6 protein-coding genes and 1 pseudogene are annotated in these 7948 nt (G+C 38.2%); 2 read left to right on the top strand and 5 right to left on the bottom strand.

Translation table 11 applies throughout. The features are described from left to right. On the top strand, positions 1-2948 hold a 2948-nt coding region (locus ACKI30_RS10400; RefSeq protein ID WP_407412224.1), incomplete at its 5' end, for a C1 family peptidase. 12 nt (positions 2949-2960) lie between these two features. Here the strand turns inward: ACKI30_RS10400 and ACKI30_RS10395 are convergent. Together ACKI30_RS10395 and ACKI30_RS10390 are read right to left on the bottom strand one after the other, a co-directional pair. Further along, positions 2961-3659, bottom strand: coding sequence for a thymidylate synthase (locus ACKI30_RS10395; RefSeq protein WP_292742155.1), 699 nt, complete (start codon positions 3657-3659; stop codon positions 2961-2963). Positions 3660-3881: 222 nt separating this feature from the next. After that, a complete protein-coding gene (locus ACKI30_RS10390) occupies positions 3882-4454 on the bottom strand; it encodes a sugar O-acetyltransferase (protein ID WP_407412222.1) in 573 nt (190 codons plus the stop codon). Between the two features lie 291 nt (positions 4455-4745). Here ACKI30_RS10390 and ACKI30_RS10385 point away from each other — a divergent pair, with 291 nt between their 5' ends. Then, complete coding sequence (locus ACKI30_RS10385) at positions 4746-4955, top strand: hypothetical protein (RefSeq protein WP_407412220.1); 210 nt, start codon at positions 4746-4748, stop codon at positions 4953-4955. Between the two features lie 146 nt (positions 4956-5101). Here ACKI30_RS10385 and ACKI30_RS10380 read toward each other — a convergent pair whose 3' ends face one another. From ACKI30_RS10380 to ACKI30_RS10370, 3 genes and pseudogenes are all read right to left on the bottom strand, one after another. Beyond that, a complete protein-coding gene (locus ACKI30_RS10380) occupies positions 5102-5803 on the bottom strand; it encodes a hypothetical protein (RefSeq protein ID WP_407412218.1) in 702 nt (233 codons plus the stop codon). 57 nt (positions 5804-5860) lie between these two features. Continuing rightward, complete coding sequence (locus tag ACKI30_RS10375; RefSeq protein WP_407412216.1) at positions 5861-7666, bottom strand: ABC transporter ATP-binding protein; 1806 nt, start codon at positions 7664-7666, stop codon at positions 5861-5863. Further along, positions 7663-7948: pseudogene (locus tag ACKI30_RS10370) on the bottom strand (ABC transporter ATP-binding protein); the annotation flags it as partial. The pseudogene ACKI30_RS10370 and the gene ACKI30_RS10375, both read right to left, overlap by 4 nt.

Genomic DNA, 7948 nt, shown 5'->3' with positions numbered 1-7948 from the left:
CTCCAAATTCACTTATTTTCAATGTTGAATTTGAAAATTGTACTGCCCTTTTTGGAGGAGCCGTTTCATCTTTAAACTCTCACTTGAATTTAACAAATGTCAATGCCAGAAACAATAAAGCTAAATATGATGGCGGAGCGGGTTATTTCATGTATGGTGTGTTTACTATCGACAGCTCTAACCTTTATAATAACAGTGCAAATAATGGTGGGGCATTATTCATTGACACAGCAGAGATATTTAACATACACTCCAATGTATTTTCCAAAAACCGCGCTGATAAAACAGCAGGTGCAGTTTATTCTGTTATGAGTGACACTTTTTATGATTCAATTTTTGAAGAAACATTGAACAATACCTTCATTGATAATGTCGCTTCAGCTTATAATGACGTTTATGAAAGTAACATGATTAACCTAACAATCGGGGATAACAATTATGTTTTAATCAAGTATATTCCGACTTATAACGGCACTTTGCCTTCAAGATATGATTTAAGGGAAGTTGGTGGAGTAACCGGAGTCAGAAGTCAGGATAATGGTGGAAACTGCTGGTCATTCTCATCACTCGCAGCACTTGAATCTGCAGTTTTAAAGGCAACAGGCATTGCATATGACTTTTCCGAAGAGAACATGAAAAATCTAATGTCATTATACTCTGATTACGGTTGGGCTATGGAAACCAATTCCGGAGGATATGACAAGATGGGAGTAGGTTATCTGGCAAGCTGGCTGGGGCCTATTAACGATGTCGATGATGTTTATTATGGAAAATCTAAAATATCTCCAGTTTTGGATAGTTTAGTTCATGTCCAAAACATTGTATTTTTAACAAGGGCCAATTACACTGATAATGATGCAATCAAAAAGGCAATAATGGATTACGGAGCTGTTTCAACCAGTACATATTGGAGCAGCGCTTACTATAAAAATGGCAAAAACTTTTATTATAACGGAAATGCCAGTGCAAACCACGCTGTAGCTATTGTAGGCTGGGATGACAATTACAGCAGGTACAATTTCAAAACCACCCCTGAGGGAGACGGTGCATGGATAATCAAAAACAGCTGGGGAACCAGTTCCGGTGAAAAAGGATATTTCTACGTTTCATATTACGATACTAAATTCGCACAGCCTGGAAGATACGTTTCCTATGCAATTGTCTTGAATGACACTATCAGATTTGATAAGAATTACCAGTATGACATTGCAGGACGTACCGATTACTTCTTAAACTCATCTTCTACCGTATGGTATAAAAACAAATTCACAGCTAGTGATGATGAATATCTGGCAGCTGTTTCAACTTACTTTGAAAAGGATACCAAATGGGATTTGACAATTCTTGTGAATGGTGTAAAAAAACTGGTTCAAAGCGGATTTTCAAACCCAAGCTATTCCACAATCACTCTGGATAAACTGATCCCGCTTAAAGCAGGAGATATATTTGAAGCAATATTTAAAATAACTGTTGGAAAAAATGCTGGTGTGCCGATCTCTGAAGCGGTTTCACTTAACCATGAAACCTACGGGAAAAACATTTCATTCATCAGCTATGACGGTAAAAAATGGGTTGATTTCTATGACCTTGAATGGACTTTCCCGGATCACAATTACGCTTCTCAAGTTGCATGTATCAAGGCATTCACCATATTAAATGAACTCGACACATATATTACAATTGATATTTCAAGTTCACACAACCCTTGTGAAATTTCAGCAACCGTCCATACAAAAGACGGCGCAATTGTAAAATCAGGCGTTGTCACATTCAATGTTGAAGGAAAAGACATTGATGCGGATATTGAAAACGGCGTTGCCAAACTGGTTTATCTATTTGAAAATGCAGGCAGTAACATTGTCAAGGCTTCATTCAGCGGTGAAGGATACATTACCAGTTCATCAAGCGCAAATGTCCCTGCAAAACAGGTTTACATCAACGCCAATGATACTTCTGTTTATTATTCCAGTGACATTGCATACAGCATTACCTTAACTGATGATGACAACAACCCAATCAGCGGCAAGGAAATCAAATTCATCATTAACGGCAAGGAACTGATTTCTAAAAGTGACTTGAACGGTATTGCAACCGTTAATCCGATATTGAATGTTGGAAACTATACAGTAACAGTCTCCTTTGCTGAAGGCGGAAAAAGCATAACCAGAAATATTGAAGTCAAAACATCAATTTCATTGCCTGAGTCAATTAAATACACATTCAACTCAAAATATTCCGTTACATTATTTGACGCCAACGGAAATCTCTTAAAGAACAGTCAGGTAAGCATCATTATCGGCGGTGAAGAGTATGTGGTGTCAACCAATTCCAAAGGGGTGGCAAGCTTAAATGTCGATCTTGATTCTGGAAATTATTCAGTAAAGGTTATCAATCCGGCCACATCCGAGATTAAAACTCAAAAGATATCTGTAGTTGACCGCATAACAGGAAATAAGGCAGTTACCATGTATTATGGTGCAGGATCACTTTATGTTGTCAAGGTGTTTGATGATAACGGCAATCCTGCAGCCGGCGTCAACGTTAAGTTTGTTATAAACGGCAAGACATACACCAGACAGACCAATGCAAATGGATACGTTTCATATAAGATAACCCAGCAGGCTGGAACCTACACTATATCTGCAACCTACAAAAATTACAAGGTTTCAAATAAGGTAGTCGTCAAGCCTACATTGGTTTTATCATCCAAAACAGTTAAAAAATCCAAGACATTCACATACAATGTTAAACTTCTAAACAACAAGGGTAAAATCCTGAAATATAAAAAAGTGACTGTTAAATTCAAAGGAAAAACATACAAGGTTAAAACCAATTCCAAAGGTATTGCTACATTTAAAATAAAATCATATACAAAAACAGGCAAATTCACATTAACTGCAAATTACGGATCTGCAAAAGTAAGTAAGACAATAACAGTTAAAAAATAAGGTTAAAAAACCTTATTTATTTGCTTTAATTAATTTACGGGCTGCTTTTAAGTCAGTATTATAGATATGGCCTGAGGTTGAGTGGTAGTGAACTCCACCGAAGTTTAATTTTTCACCAACAATTTCCTTGTTGACTTCTTCTTTCATTTTCAATCCGAGATATGCTATGAAAAACATGTTGGAGTAAAATGCACCGAAAATATCATTGCTTCTGAATATGCAGTGGATTGTAAGTTCATTGTCACGCACAATGCATTGCAGGAACTGCAAACATGGAATGTCTTCCCTGTCCGCATCCAATTCAGGGTCGATTGTAACTGCAACTGCCCTGTTTGATCCGGTTGCAGTCAGTATCCTTTGTTTCATTGTATTGAACTGGTCAATGTCAAAGTGAGCGTAGATACGGTTAGGGTATGTGTATACGAATCCCTGGTCATCAGGATTTTCAGCTGATTTTACGTATTCATATAACGCATCGCTTTTGATAGGGCATCCGTCCATATCGAATTTTCCGGACTTGATGTCGTTTAAAAGCATTTCAGGAGTGTAGTGCTGATATTTTGCTCTGAATTTCAAATCAAACGGATCGTCAATTATATAGAAATTCCCTAAACTTTCAACCAGATGGTGATTTGAGTCCTTATAAGTTTCTTTTCCTTGCTTTAAGATTTTATCTACAAAATCTAAGTAACATTGATTAATAGTTAACATAAAAAACATCCCTTTAAATTAATTATATTTTGTTTTGTAAAGTATATAATTATTAGTAATTTGGCAAAAATTGTAAATTGTCGGCACATGATGTAGATTGGTCAATTTAATTTATTGAAATCATAGTGATGATTTTATAATTTAAAAGATAGCTATTAAAATTTAAATAAAATTTATGGTAAGTGATGGTTTAATTAATGGTTATTTTCATTATTCGATGACTTATTTTTCATTGACTTTTCTGACAAATTTAGCGGGAATGCCTGCAACGATGGTGTCCGCATCAACATCCCTGGTGACCACAGCATTTGCCGCAATGATTGCACCGTCTCCGATAGTAACTCCCGGAAGTACGGTAACGTTTGAGCCTAGCCATGCTCCGTTTCCGATTTTAACCGGTGCCGGAAGCAGATTGGCTCTCTTTTCAGGGTCTTCATTATGGTTCAGTGTCAAAAGGCAGGTGTTATGACCTATCAATACATTGTCTCCGATGAAAATTCCGCCCTGGTCCTGCATGGTGCAGTTGGAATTGATAAAGACGTTTTCGCCAATGTGTATGTTTTTTCCGCAGTCTGTATGAAACGGAGGAACCAGCCTTAAGGAATCGTTGACCGGCTGGGAGGTAAGCTCTGAAAATATTTCCCTGATTTCTTCTTCTGTGTGATATTCGCAGTTTAGCTTGCTTTTTATTCTAGTGGCTTCAAGAAGCAATTCATTAAACATTTCCTGAATTTCGGAAGGATATTCAACTTCCTTTCCACTATTGACATAATCTAAAAAATCTTTTAAATCCATATGTTATTATTTATTGATTTGTTTTATTAATATTGATGTCACTTTGTAAAATTGCTGTAAGTCTGTAAAATTGCTTTTATATGCTTAATAATTTTTGAAATTTGATTTGGATAAGTTTGGAACAAGTTTGGAAAAAAATTTTTATAATATGTCAGTTAATTACTAATTATATGAATTTAAGGAGACATTGAATTTAAATATGCTGAAGAGGAATGTCTTTCACGGAGGGTATACGAACTATTATTGGTTTAATTAAATTCTGTTGAAAGAAAATTTAAAGGGGATACTTAAATGTTTTTTAATACGATTGAAGAATATGATGAAGAATTAAAACATATTAAATCCACATTGGATTCGATGGAAAACAGATTGGATGAAGAACCTTATTGTGATATTAGGAAATCTAATTATGAGGGTTTGATGTGTGTTTATCAAATAATACTTAAAGATCGGGATGATTTTCTAAAAAATGATGAAAAAAATATTGGCCGTAAGATATAATTGGTTTAGATAGCATTTTCGTTTATAAAAAAATTTCTAAGCGTGATAATAGAAAACGAACTGGATTTTACCCTGGAGAGCAACTCAAGAAAAGTGGGATTGAGCCACTCTGAAGCATTGGAAATATATAATGAAATTGATGGCAGCTAATTGCAGGCGAACTCTACCATCATGTCAAACAGTTCCTTGGCCTTGTTGGTTGAATCCTGCTCTGTTATGTCTTCAGGTATTTCATATACGAAAGTAGGATAACCAGCTTGTGCTATCGGTTTTGACACCAGTACAGCTGAAGTTGACTTGTATGTTTCATTTCCGGTTCTCGGATAATAGTTGAAGTCACTGGTTTCATTGATCTTATGGGAGATTTCCACAGATGCATCGTCCATTTCAGGTGTTGCCACGTAAAAGCCCTCGCCGTATGTCGGGATATGTGAATGGCTGATGATTACGCAGTCCGCATCTGAAGAGGTAACGTCCGGGTTTACATAGTCATGGACCAGATGCTCTCCATTGTATCTTCCCTTTTCATAATCCTGAGGATCTTTTGTCACATTGACCTCGTAATGTATGATCTTGACGTCCTCATGGTCTCGCACATATTCTTTTGCCGCCTTGATTTCAGGCTCGATTGAAAGTGGTTCCCTCGGATGGATTCCTGTAATCAAAGCTATTGTGTTATTTGCGCTTGCGTTTCCATAGATATGTTTTTCAACCGTTCCGGTGTCGGTTTTAGCGAGCACTGTTGAGTCAATGGAAATTTCATGCATGATGTTGGATGCAAAAAGTAGCGCTCCTCCGACAATCAGCAGAATAACGGCAATTAAAATTATTTTGGTTCTGTCTTGCAAATTTTCACCTTTTAATTCATATTATATCTTTTACATATAATATTTTTTTGAATTTTTCTAAAGGTCATTTTCCTTAAGCTGGGCGTTTAGGGTGTTGTAGTAATATCCTTTTTGGGCCAGGAGCTCTTCGTGATTTCCCTGCTCGATTATCTCGCCGTTTTCAATTACGATGATTTTGTCGGCGTTTCTGATGGTTGACAGCCTGTGTGCAATGATGAAGCTGGTCTTGTTTTCCATGAGCCTGTCCATGGCCTTTTGAATAAGCTTTTCGGTTCTTGTATCCACGCTGGAGGTTGCCTCGTCTAAGATTAATATTTCTTTTGTTGAAATGATTGTTCTTGCGATGGTCAGAAGCTGCTTCTGTCCGTGGGAGATGTTGTCTGAATCCTCATTGAGCTCGGTTTCATAACCTTGCGGAAGCTGCCTTATGAAGTTGTCCGCATAAACCTGTCTTGACGCATCGACGATTTCAGTTTCTGTCGCATCAAGATTTCCGTAATGGATGTTGCTTTCGATGGTGTCTGAGAAAAGCCATGAATCCTGAAGCACCATTCCAATCAGGGACCTTAAGGAATGCTTGTCATATTCACTGATGTCAGTTCCATCGATTTTAATTGAACCTGAGTCAATGTCGTAGAATCTCATGAGCAGCTTGACGATTGTGGTCTTTCCCGCTCCGGTTTCACCGACGATAGCAATCTTTTCGCCCTTTTTAACGCTGAAGGTCAGGTCCTTGATTATTGTTTCATCGGGAGTGTATCCGAAGCTGACGTTTTCAAAGCTGATGCAGTCGTTGACCTCGCTAATCTGTTTTGCTGACGGATTTTCCTCATCGCCGTAGTCTAAAAATTCAAATATCCTTTCACTTGCAGCCATTGCTGTCTGAATCTGATTCATGACACGTGTGATTTGCTGTATAGGTCTTGTAAAGCTTTGGACGTACTGGAAAAATGCAAGGATGTCTCCGACGGTAATTGCCCTTTGAAGCACGAATATCGCTCCGAGCACAGCTATCACAACGTATGTGAAATTGGAGATGAAGTTCATAAGAGGGCCGTTGAGGCTTGAGTAGAACTGTGATTTCCATTCCTGGTCAAACCACATCTCATTGTCCCTTTCGAATTTCTCCATTGAGATTTCCTCCTGATTGTATGCCCGGATTATGTCATGGCCTGTAAATGTCTCTTCAATCTGAGCATTTAGGGAACCCTTATGGACGAGCTGCTTTAGGAAATAACTTTGGGAATATTTTGTAATGATTCTGATTACTAAAAACGCTATCGGGATAAGTATCACGGTTGCCAGGGTCATCCAGATGTTGATGGTAAGCATCATTATGAACACTCCAACAAGGGTGATGACCGCCGTTGTCAGCTGTATGAATGACTGTGTAATTCCGTTTTGAAGGGAGTCGATATCGTTGGTTATTCTGGAGAGGATGTCTCCCCTTTTGTTTTCCTCGACCCTGTCCATCGGAAGGTTTAAAATCTTATCCATCAGCCTTTCCCTTAAATCATAGCTGATTTTGGTGGTAATTTTAATGAGGAAATAGCTTTGAAGGTATGAAAATACCGCACTTACGATATATAAAATCACAACCATGGCCAGAAGGTGGACAAGGCCTGTGATGTCCAGTGTGCCGGTGTTGTGAATCATGTTGTTGATTCCGTCATAGATTATTGTTGTGGCCTCGCCTATTAAAAGAGGTGCAATAATCGTGAATGCCGTTGAGAGAACTGCGCACACTACTGTAATGATCAGTCTGAATTTATGGTCCTTTAAAAGTGACATTATGTTTCTTATGGCCTTCCTGTTGTCGACAGGTTTTTCGGGAGGCTTTCGTCTGATTGGTCTTGGACTCATGTCAGCGCCTCCATTGTGTCTATCTGGGTGTTTACGATTTCCCTGTAGATTTCACAGCTTTCAGCCAGTGTCTTGTGTGTTCCACGGTCCACGATTTCACCGTTGTCAATTACAAGAATCTCGTCGGCGTCCATGATTGTTGAAATTCTCTGGGAAACAATCAGGATTGATGAATCCTCAAGGCTTTTGAGGTTCTCCTTGATTTTCCTTTCGGTGTTCATGTCCAGGGCTGAAAAGCAGTCGTCAAAAAGATAGAAGTCATGCCTGTCGATGATTGCCCTG

It is taken from the genome of Methanobrevibacter sp., assembly GCF_045539575.1.
GTDB lineage: Archaea > Methanobacteriota > Methanobacteria > Methanobacteriales > Methanobacteriaceae > Methanocatella.
The sequence above is the reverse complement of the archived record's forward strand: the minus strand, read 5'-3'. Positions and strand labels throughout refer to the sequence as shown.

What these genes read in the sequence shown, in the direction of transcription:
- ACKI30_RS10395 (WP_292742155.1), bottom strand. Translation starts at nt 3,659, where the DNA reads ATGTTAACTATTAATCAATGTTACTTAGATTTTGTAGATAAAATCTTA.
- ACKI30_RS10390 (WP_407412222.1), bottom strand. Translation starts at nt 4,454, where the DNA reads ATGGATTTAAAAGATTTTTTAGATTATGTCAATAGTGGAAAGGAAGTT.
- ACKI30_RS10385 (WP_407412220.1), top strand. Translation starts at nt 4,746, where the DNA reads ATGTTTTTTAATACGATTGAAGAATATGATGAAGAATTAAAACATATT.
- ACKI30_RS10375 (WP_407412216.1), bottom strand. Translation starts at nt 7,666, where the DNA reads ATGAGTCCAAGACCAATCAGACGAAAGCCTCCCGAAAAACCTGTCGAC.